The organism is Mesorhizobium sp. M0664, from assembly GCF_040320565.1.
Lineage (GTDB): Bacteria > Pseudomonadota > Alphaproteobacteria > Rhizobiales > Rhizobiaceae > Mesorhizobium.
In genome coordinates this window covers 1-18,202 of sequence record NZ_JAMYPW010000075.1, presented here as the reverse complement: position 1 = coordinate 18,202, position 18,202 = coordinate 1, and the positions used below count along the sequence as shown (strand labels likewise).

Here is an 18,202-nt window from a genome sequence, read left to right as displayed (position 1 = left end):
ACATGCAACCCGTGTCCGGAAGCGAGGAGAGGAAGCTTCTTATTGAGAGAACGATGGAATACATGTGTCATTAAGGTCATTCCGTAGATCGGAACAAAGTTCAATTGGTTTTATAACGAGCGCCGAGAGACCGGCATGGGCTTCGGGAGCCCCGACACCCGTCCTTCGAAACTATGCTCGGAGGACAACAGTTTGCCTTTGCTGACCCAGCCCGTCGGCGCCCAACTCCACCACGTCGCCCGGCTTCAGAAATACTGGCGGCTTCATCCCGAGCCCCACGCCATGTGGAGTGCCGGTTGTGATAACGTCCCCGGGCTCAAGCGCCATGTATTGGGAGATGTATGAGATCAAATACCTGAATGGGAAGATCATCTTTGCTGTTGATCCTGACTGCCTGCTGATCCCATTTACCTTGAGCCATACATTCAGGTTTTGAGGATCAGGGACCTCATCCGGCGTCACAAGCCAAGGTCCAAGTGGCCCAAAGCTCGGCGAAGATTTGCCTTTGATCCACTGTCCCCCACGGTGTATCTGAAAGTCGCGTTCGGAAACGTCATGGCAGACAAGATAGCCAGCTACAACCGACAACGCGTCCACTTCGGCCAACTCAAAAGCGTGTTCACCAATTACGACGGCAACTTCCGCCTCCCAGTCTAACATGCGTGACTCTCGAGGCATCAGGACGTCATCGTTTGGTCCAACAATGCACGACGGCGCCTTGGAAAAGATAACCGGCTGATCTGGTATGGGCGTGTCGGTCTCGATTGCATGATCGGTGTAGTTTAGGCCCACCGCGATAAAGTGACGGACGTCAGCTACCGGAGGCCCCAGGCGAACATTGTCGTCGACACGGGGCAATGACGAAGGAAGTACGGAGCGCAGCATCTCGAGGTTAGCGCGTGATAGCGTACTGCCCCGAACATCTGGAATAACGCTACTAAGGTCTCGGACAGATCCGGCGGCCTCGTCGAGCAACCCCGGTCGCTCGGAGCCGGGCGGTCCAAATCGCAAGAGTTTCATATCATTTTCCTTAAGCTCAGCCGGCGGCCGCGTCGGTCTTCAAGCGAGTGTATTCGAGCAGATATTGGCCAACTTGCGCCTTTCGTACCGCAGGATGTTCCAGAACAGCTTGGACGGGTGCTTCCAAGGACTTTACAGTACATCCCTCCAGAAGGATGAACCAATCGGGCGGCGCATCATAATCCGTCCGCCCTTTACTCTCCGCACTGCGTGCCCCGGTGGCCTCCCCATCGGATTTGCACAAGTGCGCCCCAGTCATGAGTGGCGACTGCGTAGCCTTGGACATAAGAGGTGATAGCTCTCGAGCCGCTTGCTGGTCGTCGGCTACCGAAGACTCGAAGCGAACCGTGGCAAGGACGGCGCCAGGCCCAGGGCCTGCAGACGAAATGACACGGGCGAGGCCGCGAGAGGTATTGAGAAAGTGCGATGTCGCACGGCGCGTCCAGGGGGTTGGAGCATTGAGTCGCTTTGCATATTCCTCGCCTGTAATAACGTCGAATTGCTCAACTTCGTAGAGCGTAAAAAACTCGGGATGGGTTAGCTTATCAACAGCTCGATAGCGTCGTCCCCTCAAAAATCCGGGAATGGCGGTTCTCTCCGGCATGTGCTCATGTATGTGCCACTGATAGAAGTCCAGGCGACCCTCGTCGGATATTCCGTTCCAGATGGCCACCACGCCCTTGCCGCAAAGCATAGATCTCTCTCCGCTATTCTCAAGACTATTGGAATGTCACCGAAACGGACGTGAAGCCGTCAAAGTGGGCTACAATCTCGTCACCAGAATTTGCTGTGTGAAAACCCGTGTAACTTCCAGTCGTGACGATCTCGCCAGGCCTTATCGCAAGCCCCCTTTTCCACAGATCGTTTGCGAACATGACTAGGAGACCAATGAGCTCTCCGTCCGAATGTCCGCCCGTGCTTTGGTAAATAGCACTTCCGTTAATGTCGAGGCGAGCTTTCAGGGTGTCGAAAGCTACATCTCGCCAGTTCCTATTTACCGGCCCGACAACCAGCGCTCCATTCGAAAGCAAGTCCGCAACCATCGCATTTCGAGGAGTGCAGAACCGGGTCGCCCAACGGCTATCTACGACCTCAATTGCCGCGCAAGCCCCGTCGATGACATCGATAATGTGCTCTCTCGCGAAGCCGTCTCTCCCCGGAACCGGCTCTCTCGCAAAGCGGAAGGCGATTTCGCATTCGACACCGCCGAGCCCGTAAACCGTACGAGAAATAGACGCCGGACTCCAAAGGAGCCGGCTTCCGACGATGGGAGCCGATATCAAGTCTCCATCGGGTAAACACGCGACCTTCCAGCCCGCGACCGGAACTGACAACGCGCTGACAAATTCATGCTGGATGCTCAATGCCTGGGCGCGGCTTAGCGTTTGTAGGGTTGCTGCGTCGACAGGTACGCGCTCGCCGCCTCGGTGGGCCGCGACAAGCTGTTGAGCGAGGGCAGAGATTGCTGATGTTGACATGCCATACTATATGGAATATTGTTCCATAAAGAATATGCATTTTTCAACATCGAGGTCAACCGCACTTGCTAGAAAAATGATAGAGTGAACCCGGACAGGCCGCCGAACCGGCCCGCAAGTACAGCTTGTCTAAAAACCAAGAAAATCTCAGGGGAATTCTGGTGTCGAATGTCTCAATAAGCAGCGTTTCCAAGTCATACGGACATATGCCTGTCATACACGGGATAGACCTCGAAATAGAGGATGGAGAGTTCGCGGTCCTAGTAGGACCATCCGGTTGCGGAAAATCGACATTGCTCAGAATGATTGCTGGCCTTGAGTTGATCTCCAGTGGACAAATCGCGATTGGATCACGTGTGGTCAACGAGCTCCCACCCAAGGAGCGCGATATTGCAATGGTGTTCCAGAGCTACGCACTGTACCCACACAAGACCGTCGCTCAGAACATGGCATTTGCCTTGAAGCTGCAAAGGGTTCCAAAGCCCGAGATCGAATGTCGAGTAAAACAAGCTGCTGCCATTCTCGGGCTGGACGGCCTGCTCGACCGCTATCCAAGGCAGCTCTCGGGAGGGCAGCGACAACGCGTCGCGATGGGTAGGGCGATTGTCAGGCAGCCCCAAGTCTTCCTCTTTGACGAGCCCCTTTCCAATCTCGATGCCAAGCTTAGGATTTCGATGCGAACCGAAATCAAGGAATTGCATCAGAGGTTAAGGACTACCATGGTGTACGTCACCCATGATCAGATCGAGGCCATGACGATGGCCGACAAGATCGTGGTGATGAATAGCGGCCGTATTGAGCAAGTCGGAGCTCCGCTGGATCTTTACGATTCCCCCCAGAATCTCTTTGTCGCTCAGTTCATAGGCAGTCCGGCGATGAACCTTCTAAAGGGCACTCTCACGAAACAAAGCCAAAGCACGATTATGACGGAGGGCGGTCTTCGCATTCCTACAATGGTGTGCCCGGATGTATCCGACAAAACGGATTTGATCTTTGGTATGCGACCCGAGCATGTCCGAATCGACGACGCTGGCTTTCCCGCCACCGTTGTCGTCGTCGCTCCGATGGGAGCCGAAACGCAGGTAACGTTCAGTGCTCACGACACGGAGTTCATAGCGGTCTTTCGCGAGCGGATTCGAGCAGAGCCAGGCGAACGCATCCCCCTCACCTTCGATCCCGAACGAATCTACGTATTCGATCAACAAACGGGTCGGCGACTTTAGGGCCTTTCCTATTCGACGTTTTGAGGTCAAGCGTCTTTAGCAGTCCGCTCCTCCGAGGTTTGAGTTGTTCGCGGAACTCGCTTCTCTCCGGGTCGGATCCTGAGCCCTCAGCATAGGACCAGAATGAGGCGGCTCAATCTGACCCGCGTGGCGACCCCTATAAGAGCCCCCAAGCGAACTCGCCTCATCCAGGGAAGGAACTTGGTCATCCCTCGCGGCCGGTCAGACGGCTGCCCCATCCTCGCGCAGCTTCGAGCAACGAGCAGCGGAGCGATGATGGCGGCCAGATTGGAGACGCCCCCAACGAGTTTACGATCCGATCATCGAATCCAACAATCCAACGGTTCCCATCACGCCATCTTGAGCCGACGTCCCGCAGCAGGCCAAGGGGTCGCATTCCGTCAGCAAGGCGCGGCGCTTCTGGCAGCCATCAGCGCTTCATGTCGACTTGATGAGATCGTCGACAGAGAGCGTGGAGATGCCCCCCAACGTGCCCCCAACATGGGCCTCGCGCATCTCCCGCTATGCGGCGCCCCACAACGGATTAAACCGGAACAGTGTCGCATGATCGCTTGCGCAACCCTTGAAGGTTCCCACGAGTGGGACGACCGGTCGACCGTTCTTGGACAGCGTCTGCCAGCCTTCTCGAATCGGATTTCGCCGAACCGGGTAAGGCTGGGCCCCGCCCCTGAGCTCGACAGACCCGACAACGAATCCCTGTTTTCTCCCAGGCGGGGAGCGCCGACTTGCAAACGAGCCTGGTGCGGCGTCATTGACCTTGGCGTAGGCGTTTACGACCACGTACTGCGGATGCGCTATCGCGCAGTGGTAGCACTCATGGAATTCTCCACCGCTAGCTTCCAGTTTCCGGCCGTGGGTAGACCTCAGATGCGCGATCCGGCTCAGCTTCGCCTGCCGATCTGCTGCCAGTGGCCGGGGTTGACGATGAGGCGATCCGGGCCCTCGAACTTCAAGGTCAAAGGATAACGGCCAGGAACCATGAACTGCCCTGCTGCGATAGGCTCGAGTTCGACAGGCTTTTGCTTGCCGATCGCGTAGGCCGGGCGCTCTCCCGTAGCCAGCGCGAAGAGCCGATCGTCCTTGCGACAAATTTGGAGCGTTACGAACGGGCTGAATTCGTAGCTGCCGGCGAAGGCTTCGAGTTCCTTTGCTTGCGGCTGGCCGTTCAGTGCCGGCCCGACAGCCTGAGGCTGCTCCGGGACGGAAGCCAAGATGGCGTCCCACATCAGTTCCGACGCAATGACGCTCAGATCACCTATGCTCAATCCGCCGCCGAGATCGAATGGAAATGTACCGCGCGCCATTGGGTCGTCGCCCACTTCGCCCGTTGAAACAGCATAGAGGACATCGCCATCGTCAACCGTCGCGAACGGCTGCAGAGCGCGTCCCATCGACATGTGCACTTGCACAGCAAGACGCTGAAGTTCCGCATTGGCCAGCTTCAGGTTGGTAACGACCAAACTGATTGTCGTGTTCATGTTGTCGCCACCTTCCGGTGTGCCGCTCGATGCGAACTTGCGACCGGTCGGAACGCTCGCGAGAAGGTCAGCCGCTCTCCAGGATTGGGGCCAGGTAGGGTCGCGATAGCCTGCAACGATCTCACCGTCTCGGTCTGTGACGACGCCGCCGGAATTGACGACAACGAAGGCAGCCACCTTGATCTTGCCAATCTGCCTGAATGCTCCGCCCTGGCCGGAATAGGCAGCGCATCCGAAGAAGCCCCCAGATCGGGTGAAACGGCCCGCCCCATGAGCGCCAAGCGGAAATTTTCCCGGGCGAGCTGCCCTGAGCGCAGCCTGCGCCAACTTTTTATCAGGATAAACGTCATTTAGCCTACGCTCGCCGAAATCGTATACGATGGCGCCGACCACACCAGCCATGTTGCGCCAGAAACCATCGCGGATGTTATCGTCCTTCATGGCGGTAGCAACAGAAGGGGCGCATTCAAGCCCGTACGTGGAACCACCAGAGAACACGACCGCATCAACTGAGGGGCGTTCGTAGCCGAGACGCAGGTAATCGGTGTTGAGGGTGCCGGGAGCGCCGCCGCGAACGTCCACCACGCCGAGCACCTTCTTGCCGAAGCGGAAGACCGTCACGCCGGTCGGTCCCTCCTCGTATTCTCCGGTGCCGATTTCCAACATCGGCCAATCGAACTCTAATACCTTCTCCCCGGCGTTGGTGACCGGCTTTAAATCCTGGATGGCCGATGGGCGGCGTGGCGCGGCGTCCACGACCTGTTTTTGCAAGGGTCCATCCGCGCGAGCCATCGGCATCTCTGAATTCTCCCTCTTCTCTCTGTCTTTGCAATAGCGTTGTCCATGTAATGCGGTTCTAACCAGAACGATATTACACTCGTTACGGACGGTCAATCGTTACGCCCTGCCGCTATCCCTGCGTTAGCGAGCCTCCGCGAAGCACTTGAGATGGCACCCTAATCCAAGCGCCAGTGGAGCATACTTACGACGGCGGATACCGGAAGGATAAAGCCGCTAGGGCCAGAGATCGAAACAACTAGGTTCTTCGTCTGTCCATCGTTATCGCGCGGGCGCCACAAGGCCCGCCAGGCCTAAAAGGGAATTGACCCGTCCTCATGGATAGAATATCGTTCTGTTAGGAACGAAGTTGTGGATGGATGTCAGCGTTCCTGTGGAGGAGAAGTCACATGACAACTAAAATGAAACGTTTGCTGGCCGGCTGCGCGATTGCCTTGGGCACGTGCGGCTCAGCGAGTGCCGCTGAGGTTACCTATTCCGCTTATTATTGGGGAGAATCTGCGCCAGCCAGTTATCTTGCTAAGGCGAAGGCGGAGTTCGAGAAGGACAATCCGGGAGATGCCATCAAGGCGATCTCACCGCCTTATGAGGGCTTCTTCGACAAGCAGTACACCGAGGTCAAAGCTGGAAGCCCTTCCGACATCGTCAGTTTATTCGACCCGGACATGGCTGCTTACCTGAAGCAGGATTTGCTGGAGCCTCTTGACTTATATGTAAAGGCAGCGGGCGTTTCGCTGGACCAGTTGAATCCATTGAACAAGAACGCGATGAAGGACGGCCATATCTATGGAATCACGCTAGAGGTAAACCCTCGGGCCCTGATGATAAACGAGAAGTTGCTCAGAGACGCCGGCGTCAATATTCCAGCAACCGCTGATGAGTTCCTTGTTGCGATGGGGAAGCTTCGGAATCCCGCAAAGCAAGAGTTTGGTTTCTACAGTCTGTCAACAAGCGGAACGTCCCAGGATGCCTATCTTCAAACCGCACCCATTATATATGGCTTCGGGGGCGGGTGGTTTAAAGAAGGAAAGCCGACAGCGAGTAGCCCAGAAACAATCGCTGCTCTGAAATTTATTAAGAAAGTCTATGATGATGGTCTCGTGCCCAGGGTCGATAGTCGCACTGCCCAGCAGATGTTCATTGATGGAAAGATTGCGATGTTCATCGTTGGCCCGTTTCTTGCGGGGATGGCCGCTGAACAAAACCAGACGACATACGAAAACATAGCCGCCGCTACTTTACCTCTTCCGGGAAAGCGAACTACTTCCGTAAGCGTCTTTATCGGCGTGCCAAAGGGGGCGAAAAACAAAGACGCCGCCGGGCGGTTCATTACTACGCTTCTAAAGCCAGAAATGCAGAAGACCGTCGCGGAGATTGGCAAAGTAATTCCCGCGGTCAGAGGCTCGATCTCGGACGAGTTCCTGAACCAGAATCCCTGGTTCAAGGCATATGTCGAGGCCGCAGGACACGCTGTATCCTTTGCACCTGAGGGCGTGGAAGAGTACGGCCCAGAAATCTATAACATCATTGGACCAGCTATCGAAGACATACTCTTCAACAACGCGGACGTGGAGCAAACTTCTAACCACCTCCAGACCGAGCTAGAGAAATTTGTTGCTGCAAAGAAGGCGAACTAAAAGTGATATTGGCGGCCGGCTTTTGTCGGGGGCCGGCCGCCCACTTTTATTATATCGAACGTTAAAGCACATGAGAAATCCTGCTCGTATGGCAGTACACAATGCAGAAGGAACGCAGGTTTACGCCGACCTGGCGGAGCGCACACAATATTCGCTCTAATTTTTGCGTCTTTGCTTTTTGGGCGGCAATGTCTCAGCCATATTGGGCAGTTGAGACTATTTTGCGATCACAAATTGCGGCTTGGCTTGTAATTGAGCAGCAATCTTAGCTGAGCGGTGGTCATGCGACGGGCACATTGTTCTGCCCTGGCTCGGATCGCGCCGGCTGAACTCAATAGGATGGTTTGTGATAGAAGAAATCGAAAACATGAAACCTTGGCAGTGGCCTGAAGATCGTTGGCGCAATTGCGTCAATCGCGTCCGTGCAGGCAAGCGGTTAACGCCGCCATGGCCGGCGGGCAAGCGCTGCGCTGTTGCCCTGTCGTTCGATCTGGATCACGAAACAAATGAATTGTGCGTCGGTGGAAATTCAATCGGACGCATGTCCAGCGGGCAGTATGGCAACAGGCGTGGAATGCCGCGGATTATGTCCCTGCTCCGACAATACGACATGAAGGCAAGCTTTTTTGTTCCTGCGGTTGCTGCAAAGCTGTATCCAGCGGAACAGCGGGCAATTGTAGGTGAAGGGCACGAAATCGGTATCCACGGGTGGATTCACGAGCTCAATTCCGGGTTGCCGCCGGCGAACGAACGCGATTTGATGATGCGCAGCGTCGAAGCGCTGGAACAGATCACGTGCGCCCGACCTATTGGAATGCGCACTCCATCGTGGGATTTCTCTGAAAAAACACTCTCCATCGCTCGCGAAATGGGGTTGCTCTATGACTCCTCGTTGATGGCTGATGACAGCTGCTATGAGCTACTAGAGAATCTCGAGCCCACAGGTGTGGTCGAAATCCCTGTCGAATGGATTCGTGACGACGCGCCATACTTTGCAATGAGCCGAATTGCACCGCTGCGGCCTCACATCAGCCCGGAAGACGTTCTGGCAATTTTCATGCGAGAGTTTGAGCAGGCATATCTCGAAGGTGAGATGTTCCAACTCACACTGCATCCCCACATCATCGGCTATCGCTCAAGAATTTGGATTCTTGAGGAGCTGATCCGGGCTGCTAAAGCCAAGGGCGATGTCTGGTTCGCCACTCACCGACAGGTGGCCGAGCACGCGGCGACAGCCCTGCAATAGCCGAGAGATTGCTGAGGCAGACGCTTTTCATGTCTAAATTGGATATCTGTACATGACCACGGCCATTGCATCGAAGCTCTTGAAAGTGAGGGGGCTTCAGAGGGAAGTTTCTATCAACATTGATCGGTGGGGGGTACCTCACATCAGAGCAGAAAACCTGCATGATCTCTTCTTCGCGCAGGGTTGGAATGCGGCGCGGGATCGGCTGTGGCAAATCGATATGGCACGCAAACGCGGGTTGGGCCTTCTCTCGCGCGATTTTGGCCCTGGATATCTCGCACAAGACCGAGCTTCGCGACTGTTTCTTTACCGCGGCGACATGGCGTCAGAATGGAGAGCTTATGGATCAGATGCGGAGGAAATCTGCACTGCATTCACAAGCGGCATCAACGCTTACATTGACGTTTGCGATGCAGGACTACTCCATCTTCCTCCGGAATTTGCCGTGTTAGGAAATCGGCCGGATCGGTGGGAGCCAGAAGATGTTGTCCGCATTCGAAGTCATTCGATAACTCGGAACGCGTCTTCGGAGCTCCTACGTTCGAAAGTCATGGCCTCGGCCGGCCCGGAACTCGGAGCGAAGCTCGACATCTTTCGCAAGCAACTGTCCCATGGCGTCACTCCCACGCCCGCTGAGGGGTTCAACCCAGCAGTAATGACTGACCGAGTATTGCGAGATTTTCAGCTGGCAGTTAGCCCGGTCACCTTCTCGAAAGAAAGACTGTGCTGCTCGTTAGAGGAGGCCGATCGCTGGACCGTTACTGCATCGGGGGGACTTGCCCGTTCCTCATTTGCGGAAGGCTCAAACAATTGGGCGATTTCGGCAGAGAGAACGACAACAGGTCGCCCCATTTTGGCGTTTGATCCTCATCGCACGCACACTTTACCTTCTATCCGATATGTCGTGCATCTCACTATGCCAGGCCTTGACGTGATCGGGGCGGGCGAACCGATGTTGCCGGGGATTGCGATGGGACACAACGGTACGGCAGCCTTTGGCCTGACCATATTTGGCGCCGACCAGGAGGACATTTATGTCTATGATACTGCTCCAGTTGATTTTGACAGCTACGCCTATGATGGTGGTTGGGAGAAGGTCCGCGTCGTCGAGGATGTCATCCCGGTAAAAGGATTGCCAGACCAGCCGGTCAGGCTGAAGTTCACCCGCCACGGACCTGTGCTTTGTCAGGACGAGTTAAACAATCGCGCCTTCGCTCTAAGAACTGTCTTGATGGACCCGGGAGCAGCACCCTATATGGCCAGCCTCTCGGTCATGAGGGCCAAGACCCATCAAGAGTATGTGCATAGCCTTGAAGGTTGGGGATGCCCCTCGGTCAATCATGTTTATGCAGATATTAGCAATAACATCGCTTGGCAACCATCCGGTGCTACGCCTATTCGCGAAAATTGGGACGGTCTCCTTCCCGTACCAGGCGACGGTCGTTTTGAGTGGAGAGGTTATCTTTGCCCCAGCAATGGTCCATCAGAAATCAATCCAGCACGCGGTTTTATCGCCACGGCGAACGCAATGAACGTCCCGGATGACTGGTCCAACTCTAATCCGGCAATCGCCTACGAGTGGTTGGACAGCAGCAGACACGACACGCTCCATCGTGAGCTTAGCCGCGACAAGCTTTTCTCTTTAGAAGACTGCATCCGCCTACAATGCTCGACCTTCTCACCTATTGCGGCGCGGGTCATCAAAGCGATAACCAGGCTTGTCGCGAATGCAGGCGATTCGGCCATATGGCAGTTTCTGAGAAACTGGGACAACGTTCTCTCGGCAGATTCGGCGCCTGCGGCTCTGTTTGAGGTTTGGCTGAGCAAACACCTTGGCCCCTTGATTGCAAGGCGCGAAGGTGCCGGTGCTCAAGTCATTCCGCTGCTCATGCCATTTGAGTTTCCAAGCATCGCCCTGTGGTTGGAAACTACTGTCCCAGAACGGGATTTCGTTGAAGCTCTACAAACTAGCCTCTTGGACGCCTGGACGGAATGTTCGACGTTGATGGGAAGCGAACCCGCAAATTGGTCCTGGGGGGGTCTCCACAAACTACACTTACAGCACCCTCTCCAGTCAATTACAGACGCGGAATGGTCTTTGGAGCCGGTCGCACTAGGTGGTAGCAGTTCTGCTCTCAACTATGCGGACTATCGTCTAGGTGACTTTTCAGTCGTCAGTGGCCCGTCCATACGTATGATCATTGATGTTGGTAACTGGGATGAAAGTCTTTTCATTAATAACCCAGGACAGTCCGGTGTTCCCGGCTCTGTACATTACGAAGATCTGACGTCAGACTGGAGGCAGGGGAAATACAAGCCGCTTGCCTATTCCCAGGCAAGAGTCAAAAATGAAACGTCTTGGAGCATAATGCTCTCGCCTCTTAACCAATGCTAGAGAAGCTTGCCCAAGCGGCAATTGCTCCGAAGCATGCGCGAATATTTGGCTCATATCGGCAGCCTTGAGGAGGTTCTGCATTCGGTGGACTCCAACATATGGCCGGTGTCGTCTAGAGCCCGGCAGTGTCAAACGGCCCTTTTGGAGGTCGAATGCCTCATGATGATGTTCGGGTCGGGCGCCTCAACATTTCCAACGCATGCAGGTAAACTGCTGACAGCCGTTTGACCGAGGTCGCCGCAACCACCGTCCCGGCGGGGACATCACGACGGCCAGAGAGCTCGTTTGGAGTGGAGTCGACTAAGTCATCTTTTCTCAACCCACTCAAAGCTGGTGCCGTCAACCCAAGCAATCAAGCAGAATGGCGATTTTCCGTGCGACGCCACCTTTGCCTTCTTCGAGCCGATCCACCTCGACAGACGCATTCCCAGGCTTTCACCGGACCAATTCTTCGTCTGGAGCAGGAGCGCGATCCGATGCGCAGGATAATCGAACCGCTGTTATTGCAGCCAACGCAGGTAGCGCATGGTCCAGCTTTCGTGCGCGCGGATCGGTACGACCGTGCTTGAGCATGAAGGCGCCCACCTGCTGGGGTGGACCCGCAGAGTCTCGACCTCGGCTGCCCGCGCGCGAACGAGATCGCGCTTGGCTTCGTGGTCTTCACCGGGAACCCATACCACGGTCAGTTCGCCGGCGCGCAGCAGCCTTGGCGAAGATCGGCGAGCGGACGAAAACTCGGCCGCAGGGCTGGCAGCGGGGTTCAAGTCTCCATGTGCGTGTTTCGGACAGTGATTTCAGTAATTCGCGGACCGCGATTCCGCTAAATCCCGGACAGTTTTCGGGAGCGGATTTAGCGGTCGGTTCTTGGCTGCGCCGTTCTGGCAGTTTGGCCTCTCACGATGATGTTGAGAGGGGCCATGCCGAGACGGAAGCAAGCGAGACGAACGAGCGTCAGGGATATCCAAGCGATCTTGCGCCTGACCCATGAGCAGGGTCTTTCGGTGCGTGAGGTGTCGGAACGGCTCAAGATCAGTAAGACGACAGTATCGACCTGTTTGCTGCGGGCGCGGGAGGCCGGGCTGTCATGCTGGCCGCTGCCGCCGGGCCATGACGACGCGACGCTTGAGCGGCTACTGTTCGGCCGTGCCGGTCGTCCGCCGCAAGATCTGAGTGCGTATTTCAGGCGATCGTGAGCACAGATTTCACCGCATCGTGAGCACGGATTTCACGGGATCATGAGCAACGATTTCAGGCGATCGTGAGCACCTTTTCGGAGGTGCTGGACGCTTCGGCCGACAACTCAACCGGTCTACAGGATGCCTCGTTCAAAACGAGGAAGCCTGATGCCAACCCAGAGATTGTCGATGCGCCGGATCAGAGAAGTTTTACGTCTAAGGCATGTCCAGGGCCTGACCGAACGCGTCATCGCGCGCGCGCTCGGGGTGAGCAATGGTGTCGTGCATGGCTATCTGCGGCGCGCCCGTCTTGCCGGGCTGAGCTGGCCGCTGCCTGAAGGGATGGATGACGAAGGCCTTGAGCTGCTGCTGTTCCCAGCGCCGAAGGCGGCGTCGCAAAGGCCCCGGCGGCCGGTGCCCGATTGGAGCTATGTGGAGAAGGAGTTGCGCCGGCGCGGCGTAACACGGGTGCTGCTTTGGGAAGAGTATCGTGCCGCCAATCCCGACGGCTTTGGCTATACCTGGTTTTGCACGACCTTCGAGGCCGGAAAGGGCGCGCGCCCCCGACGATGCGCCAGACGCACCTGGGCGGCGAGAAGGTGTTTGTCGATTTCGCCGGCGATGCCATCGACATCTTCGACCCCATCACCGGCGAAGCGCATCCCATGAAGCTGTTCGTCGCAGCGATGGGCGCCTCGAACTATACCTATGCCGAGGCGTGCCCGAGCGAGAGCCTGTCCGACTGGATCGGCGTGCATGCGAACCTTTTCACCTTTCTGGGCGGCGTGCCGAAGTTCGTGATCTGCGACAATCTCAAGGCCGCCGTCACCAACCCCGATCGCTACGACCCCGGCCTCAACCGGACCTTTGCCGAGATGGCGAGCCATTACGGCACCGCAGTCCTCGCAGCGAGGCCGAGACGCCCGAAGGATAAGGCAAAGGTCGAGGTCGCCGTGCAAATTGCCCAGCGCTGGGTGCTGGCGCGGCTGCGCAATCAGCGCTTCTTTTGTCTGGCGGAGCTGAACGCCGCCATCCGCCTGCTCGTCGCCGAACTAAATGCCCGCCAGATGCGCGGTTTCGGCTCCAGCCGAGCCGAACTGTTCGCCGAAATCGACAGGCCGAAGCTGGGAGAACTGCCAGATCAGCCATACGTCTTTGCGCGCTGGAAGCGTTGCCGCGTCGCGCCCGACTATCATGTCGAGGTCGACGGGCACTGGTATTCCACGCCCTATCGCCTCATCCGCGAGCTCGTCGATGTGCGCATCGCCGACAACACCGTCGAGATCTTCCACAAGGGTCAGCGGATCGCCAGCCACGCCCGTGCGCCCAACCGGCGCGGCCATACGACCGTTGCCGATCACATGCCGAGCGCGCATCGCCGCTACGGCAAGTGGACGCCGGGAGGATTGATCGCGGCGGCGAGAGGATCGGGCCTTCCACCGCCGCCTTCTTCCAGGCTGTCATCACTGACCGGCCGCATCCCGAACAAGGCTTTCGCACCTGTCTCGGCATGCTGGCGCTGACCCAAGAGCTACGGCAACGCGCGCGTCGACGCAGCCTGCCAACGCGGCATCCTCATCAAGGCACGCTCCGTCGCCTCGATCCGTTCGATCCTCAAGACCGGCCTTGATCGCGCTTTCCTCGACGAGGCACCCGATCACCAACCCCTGCGCCACGGCAACATCCGCGGTCAGGGCTATTTCCACTGAACCATGGAGTTCTCAATGCTCACCCATCCCACCCATGAACGGCTGGTCGCACTCGGCCTGGCCGGAATGGCCAAGGCCTTCGAGGAACAGCGACGATCGCCGGATCTGGAGGCCCTGTCGTTCGAGGAGCGCATCGGTCTTCTTGTCGACCGCGAAGCCGCCGAGCGCGACACCAAACGGCTCACGACGCGCCTCAAATTCGCCGCGCTGCGCCAGAGCGCATGCGTGGAGGATGTCGATTTGCGCACCCCGCGCGGCATCGACCGCGCCGTCTTCGCCAGGCTCGTCGCCGGCGACTGGATCGATCGACACGAGAACTTGCTGGTCACGGGCGCGACCGGCCTGGGCAAGAGTTGGCTTGCCTGCGCGCTTGGCCACAAGGCTTGCCGCGACAATCGATCGGTGCTCTATCATCGCGTCCCGCGCCTGTTCGAGGCGCTCGCCCTGGCGCGCGGCGACGGGCGCTATGGACGGCTGCTCAAGACGCTCGGGCGCGTTCAACTCCTCATCCTCGACGACTGGGGCCCGTCGGTTCTCAATGCGGCCGAGCCGCGACCTGCTGGAGATCCTCGACGATCGCCATGGCCGTGCATCCACAATCGTCACCAGCCAAATCCCCGTGCAGCACTGGCATGACGTCATCGGCGATCCCACCCTCGGCGACGCGATTCTGGATCGCCTCGTCCACAACGCTCACCGCCTTCAACTCACCGGAGAAAGCATGCGAAAATACAACGCCCGCGCCCACGCTCTTGACGCAGCCGCAAACACCTGAATCAATGAACAGGTCGGTCGAAGCGGCTGCTCATGATCGCGTGAAATACCTGCTCACGATCAAATGAAATGAGCGCTCACCATCGCGTGAAATGGCCGCTCACAATCAGCGAAATGCGCAATCTGAGCGAACCGGACTTTGCGCTGATCGCCCGGGAGTTGAAGCGCAAGGGAGTGACGCTGACGCTGTTGTGGCAGGAGTATCGCGCCGCCGATCCCGACGGCTACGGCTACACCTGGTTCTGCGAGCACTTCGCCGCTTTCGAGCGCCGGACGAGCGCGACATTCCGCAACCGGCATGCAGCGGGCGCGGTGATGCAGACGGACTATGCCGGGCAGACGGTGCCGGTGATCGATCCGGCGACCGGCGCCATTTACCCGGCGCAGATTTTTGTCGCGGTGCTGGGTGCCTCCAATCTGACCTTCGCCTTTGCCAGCTCCAGCCAAAAGCTGCCGGACTGGATCGAGGGCCAGGTGCGAGCGCTCGCCTTCTTCGGCGGCGTCACCAGAGCGATCGTGTGCGACAACCTGAAGGCCGGTGTCGTCAAGGCGCTGTGGTTCGAGCCGACGCTGAACGCGACCTTTGCCGCGATGGCCGAGCATTACGACACCACCATCCTGCCGACCCGCAGCCGCAAGCCGCGCGACAAAGGCAAGGTCGAGGGCGCGGTGCTGATCATCGAGCGCTGGATCCGGGCACGGCTGAGGAACCGGTCCTTCTTCTCGCTCGCCGAGCTCAACGCGGCGATCGCCGAACTGCTCGAGGAGCTGAACAATCGGCCGATGCGCCATGTCGGCCAAAGCCGCCGCGAACTGCCGCCTGGCGCGAACTGGCCGAACGGAACAACGCCAACGAGCTCAGCCGTGACGAGTGGCTCGGCCTGATGCTCGACCGCGAGGTCGCCATACGGGCCGACAACCGCGTCCGGAACCGGCTCGCCTCAGCCAGGCTGCGCTTTCCCGAAGCCTGCATCGAGGACATCGACCTTGCCGCGCCGCGCGGGCTCGACCGGCGCAGCACCATGGCGCTCGCGCAGGGTGAATGGCTGAAGGCGCATGAGAACCTGATCGTCACCGGCCAGACCGAACCGGCAAGTCGTGGCTGGCCTGCGCCTTCGGCCGGCAAGCGGCACGGCTCGATCATTCCGTCCTCTATGTGCGCGTGCCGCGCCTGTTCGGTAAGCGGGCAGCTGAAGCCGTTCAGCGCTGGTAATTCCATGGCATGAGGGCGTCGATATCGCTGTTTGGCCAGCCATTGGCAATGCGCTCGAGGGTCAGGGTGAGCCAGGCGTGCGGATCGACCTGATTCATCTTGGCGGTGGTCAGCAGGGTGGCGATGGTGGCCCATGTCCGTCCGCCGCCGTCGCTGCCCGCGAAGAGGCTGTTCTTTCGGGTAATTGTCATCTCGGGGTCATTCTGCCCATGTTGGGCAGGAGGTCGAGGTCCATTACCGTTGGCACCCGTATTTCGGACATCGGCTTCGCTGCGAGAACAGCGAAGAGCGCGCCAACGGCCGGATCATTCATCTCGTCGTCGCGCCCGGGCATGTCATTACCGCTCCGGCCTGGATGATCGATCCCGTGGCTTGCGCGGCGATGGACCTGGGCTCCCCGCGCGTATCGCTTGCCGCGCTGCTTGAGCTTCACAAGCTCTTGATCGAACGCCGTTTCCGGCGAGGCTGTCCGGATGGTTTCACCATCGCGGAGGCGCAACATGAGAACCCTGCCACCACCGACACGATCTCTCGTGGTCGTTCGCCAACTCAGCTTGCCGCTCGACTCGCAGAAGCTGAACGGGCTGAGTTCAGCGCAACGGACCATAGTGATCGTCCGGCTCGCCAACGTATTGATGGCCGCCGCCGGCGTGGCAACGGAGGAGGAGAGCTGCGATGACGAGCGGTAATCTGATTCCGACTGCCGTCCTCAAGCGCAAGGCTGTCGTCTATGTGCGTCAGTCCACTCAGGCGCAGGTCCAGCTCAACCTTGAGAGCCAACGTCGGCAATATGAGCTTGTCGACGTCGCGCGGCGCTGGGGATTCCGCAAAGTAGAGGTGATCGACGAGGATCTGGGACGAACCGCAAGCGGGGCTGTGGAGCGTCCCGGTTTCGAGCGCCTGGTCGACGATCTGTGCACCGGCCATGTGGGCGCCGTGCTTTGCCTGGAGGCGTCCCGCCTGTCGCGCAACGGGCCGGACTGGCATAGGCTGCTCGAGTTGTGCGGCGAAGTTGATGCACGCGTGATCGATCTGGACGGAGTCTACGATCCGGGATTGCCGAACGACCGCCTGCTGCTCGGTATGAAGGGCAGCATCAGCGAGTTCGAGCTCGGCGTGCTGCGTGCCCGCATGTACGAGGCCGCCCGCGCCAAGGCACAGCGCGGGGAACTGCGCATCTCCGTGCCTTTCGGCTATGTCTGGCACCGCGATTACGGTCTCGGGTTCGATCCCGACATGCGCCTGCAGGAGACCATTCGCCTGATATTCGCGCGCTTCCGCGAACTCGGCAGTGCGCGCCAGGTCCTGATCTCGATGATCGACGATGACGTGCATTTCCCCAGACCCTCCGACGGCAAGAAGATGGTGTCCTTCGACTGGGTTCCGATCCGCTACCGCAACGTGATCTCGATCCTGAAGAACCCATTCTACGCCGGCGCCTATGTCTATGGTAAGAGCGAGAAGCGCACTGAGATCGTCGATGGCCGCGTTCGCAAGAGCTATGGCCATTACAAGCCGGCTAGCGAGTGGGCGGTGGTGCTCAACGACCATCACGAAGGCTACATCGGATGGAGCGAGTACGAACGGAACCAGGAACTGCTCGCGGCCAACGCTTATGGCAAAGCCGGCGGCGTCAAGTCGGGCCGCGGCGGTCGCGCACTGCTCCCCGGTCTCATCTCCTGTGGTCGATGCGGGCGAAGACTGGTTGTCATGTATGCCGGACGCGGCCAAGGTTATCCGGTATATCGCTGCGAGCGCGGCAACCTCATGATGGCCCAGGCGCGATGCATGTCGTTCAACGGCTTTCGCACCGACGCGGCGGTGACCCGCGAAGCGCTGGAGGCGGTTGCGCCGATGGCGATCGAAGCGGCGTTGGAGGCTGAACGGATGCAGCTGGAGAGCGAAGCCAAGCGGCGGCAGATGATCGAGATGGACCTGCAGCAGGCGCGTTATGAGGCATCGCTCGCCGAGCGCCGCTATGCCGCTTGCGACCCGGAGAACCGGCTTATTGCGGCCCAGCTCGAGAGGAGTTGGG

At 58.4% G+C, this 18,202-nt stretch carries 11 protein-coding genes and 7 pseudogenes; 11 read left to right on the top strand and 7 right to left on the bottom strand.

Features of this window, described 5'->3' with window-relative positions; all coding sequences use genetic code 11:
- Positions 1-171: 171 nt before the first annotated feature.
- Genes NKI39_RS32975 through NKI39_RS32965 form a run of 3 tightly spaced genes read right to left on the bottom strand, consistent with a single transcriptional unit; the run spans position 172 to position 2,498 of the window.
- Positions 172-1,020 (bottom strand): fumarylacetoacetate hydrolase family protein, encoded by an 849-nt coding sequence (locus NKI39_RS32975; protein ID WP_352837150.1) that lies wholly within the window; start codon positions 1,018-1,020, stop codon positions 172-174.
- A 16-nt stretch (positions 1,021-1,036) separates the two neighbouring features.
- On the bottom strand, positions 1,037-1,714 hold the full coding sequence (locus NKI39_RS32970) for a hypothetical protein (protein ID WP_352516360.1): 678 nt from the start codon (positions 1,712-1,714) through the stop codon (positions 1,037-1,039).
- 25 nt (positions 1,715-1,739) lie between these two features.
- Positions 1,740-2,498: a 2-keto-4-pentenoate hydratase gene (locus tag NKI39_RS32965; protein WP_352837147.1), complete on the bottom strand. Its 759-nt coding sequence runs from the start codon at positions 2,496-2,498 to the stop codon at positions 1,740-1,742.
- A 161-nt stretch (positions 2,499-2,659) separates the two neighbouring features.
- On the opposite strand from NKI39_RS32965, the gene NKI39_RS32960 reads away from it, so the two are divergent.
- Positions 2,660-3,721, top strand: a complete 1,062-nt coding sequence (locus tag NKI39_RS32960) for an ABC transporter ATP-binding protein (protein ID WP_352837144.1) — start codon at positions 2,660-2,662, stop codon at positions 3,719-3,721.
- 902 nt (positions 3,722-4,623) lie between these two features.
- Here NKI39_RS32960 and NKI39_RS32955 read toward each other — a convergent pair.
- Positions 4,624-6,018, bottom strand: a complete 1,395-nt coding sequence (locus tag NKI39_RS32955) for a P1 family peptidase (RefSeq protein ID WP_352837141.1) — start codon at positions 6,016-6,018, stop codon at positions 4,624-4,626.
- Between the two features lie 389 nt (positions 6,019-6,407).
- Between NKI39_RS32955 and NKI39_RS32950 the strand changes: the two genes are divergently transcribed.
- The 3 genes from NKI39_RS32950 to NKI39_RS32940 all read left to right on the top strand — a co-directional run bounded on the left by NKI39_RS32950 (position 6,408) and on the right by NKI39_RS32940 (position 11,296).
- Positions 6,408-7,655 carry an ABC transporter substrate-binding protein gene (locus tag NKI39_RS32950; protein WP_352837138.1) on the top strand — a complete coding sequence of 416 codons (1,248 nt, stop codon included), beginning with the start codon at positions 6,408-6,410 and terminating at the stop codon, positions 7,653-7,655.
- Positions 7,656-8,022: 367 nt separating this feature from the next.
- Entirely contained in the window at positions 8,023-8,901 is an 879-nt protein-coding gene (locus tag NKI39_RS32945) for a polysaccharide deacetylase family protein (protein ID WP_352516368.1), read from the top strand.
- A 52-nt stretch (positions 8,902-8,953) separates the two neighbouring features.
- Positions 8,954-11,296, top strand: coding sequence for a penicillin acylase family protein (locus tag NKI39_RS32940; protein WP_352837135.1), 2,343 nt, complete (start codon positions 8,954-8,956; stop codon positions 11,294-11,296).
- Between the two features lie 503 nt (positions 11,297-11,799).
- Here the strand turns inward: NKI39_RS32940 and NKI39_RS32935 are convergent.
- Positions 11,800-12,003, bottom strand: a pseudogene (locus NKI39_RS32935) (IS110 family transposase); the annotation flags it as partial.
- Positions 12,004-12,213: 210 nt separating this feature from the next.
- Between NKI39_RS32935 and NKI39_RS32930 the strand changes: the two are divergent.
- The 5 pseudogenes from NKI39_RS32930 to NKI39_RS32910 all read left to right on the top strand — a co-directional run.
- Positions 12,214-12,468 (top strand): annotated as a pseudogene (locus NKI39_RS32930) (helix-turn-helix domain-containing protein); the annotation flags it as partial.
- Between the two features lie 171 nt (positions 12,469-12,639).
- Positions 12,640-14,180: pseudogene (istA, locus tag NKI39_RS32925) on the top strand (IS21 family transposase).
- A 15-nt stretch (positions 14,181-14,195) separates the two neighbouring features.
- Positions 14,196-14,955 (top strand): annotated as a pseudogene (istB, locus tag NKI39_RS32920) (IS21-like element helper ATPase IstB).
- 116 nt (positions 14,956-15,071) lie between these two features.
- Positions 15,072-15,770, top strand: a pseudogene (gene istA, locus NKI39_RS32915) (IS21 family transposase); the annotation flags it as partial.
- Positions 15,771-15,784: 14 nt separating this feature from the next.
- Positions 15,785-16,167: pseudogene (locus tag NKI39_RS32910) on the top strand (ATP-binding protein).
- Here NKI39_RS32910 and NKI39_RS32905 read toward each other — a convergent pair.
- Positions 16,155-16,352: pseudogene (locus NKI39_RS32905) on the bottom strand (transposase domain-containing protein); the annotation flags it as partial. The pseudogenes NKI39_RS32910 and NKI39_RS32905 overlap by 13 nt on opposite strands.
- Positions 16,353-16,354: 2 nt before the next feature.
- Positions 16,355-16,669: a hypothetical protein gene (locus tag NKI39_RS32900; protein ID WP_352836477.1), complete on the bottom strand. Its 315-nt coding sequence runs from the start codon at positions 16,667-16,669 to the stop codon at positions 16,355-16,357.
- Here NKI39_RS32900 and NKI39_RS32895 point away from each other — a divergent pair.
- Together NKI39_RS32895 and NKI39_RS32890 are read left to right on the top strand one after the other, a co-directional pair.
- Positions 16,668-16,856 carry a hypothetical protein gene (locus NKI39_RS32895; RefSeq protein ID WP_352837131.1) on the top strand — a complete coding sequence of 63 codons (189 nt, stop codon included), beginning with the start codon at positions 16,668-16,670 and terminating at the stop codon, positions 16,854-16,856. The two genes, NKI39_RS32900 and NKI39_RS32895, sit on opposite strands and share 2 nt — an antisense overlap.
- The coding region (locus tag NKI39_RS32890) for a recombinase family protein (protein WP_352837128.1) at positions 16,843-18,202 on the top strand (1,360 nt) is incomplete at its 3' end. The genes NKI39_RS32895 and NKI39_RS32890, both read left to right, overlap by 14 nt.